This is a genomic window from Vibrio sp. YT-19(2023), assembly GCF_033337395.1.
Map to the genome: position 1 here is coordinate 1 of NZ_JAWOQN010001122.1, position 522 is coordinate 522.

General features: G+C 42.5%; 1 pseudogene. It reads right to left on the reverse strand.

Annotation, left to right across the window (positions count from 1 at the left end):
• Window positions 1–258 precede the first annotated feature (258 nt).
• A pseudogene (locus tag R7E78_RS30390) lies at window positions 259–522 on the reverse strand (ribosome biogenesis GTPase YlqF); the annotation flags it as partial.

Genomic DNA, 522 nt, shown 5'->3' on the forward strand with positions numbered 1-522 from the left:
TAACGCTTGCAAACTCGATATTTAAGGGTTGGATGGTGGCTGTAACTCCTTAGGCTACGGGGGTCTAAACTAGTTTGTGTTCAATAAATAAACATGTTTTTTTGCGGTTGTAAGCCGTAAAAAATGTAGTACAAAATTACACGTAAATACGACAAAAAGTGGTTACGTTTATGAGGCGGGGTTATCTAGTTGGGTGTAAAAGTGGCGGACAAAAAAAGGCGCGAAAATCGCGCCTAGGAATAGAGTGAGAAAAAGAACTTAGCGTTTGTTACGTAAGTAACGTTTACGACGTTCTTCCTTACGTTTCGCTTTCTCTTCTTCTTTGCGAGCCGTTTCTATTTCGACTTCGATCAGTTCTTGAGTAATCATCTCAGGAAGCTCAAGAGTGATTTGTCCTAGTGTACCTTGTCGAAGCTCGTGAAGTAGAATCTCAGATACTTTATGAAGATCTACTCGGCCACCTGCTCGTAGTGCGCCGCGACGACGGCCAATTTCTTCCATGATCTCAATGTCAGACTCTGG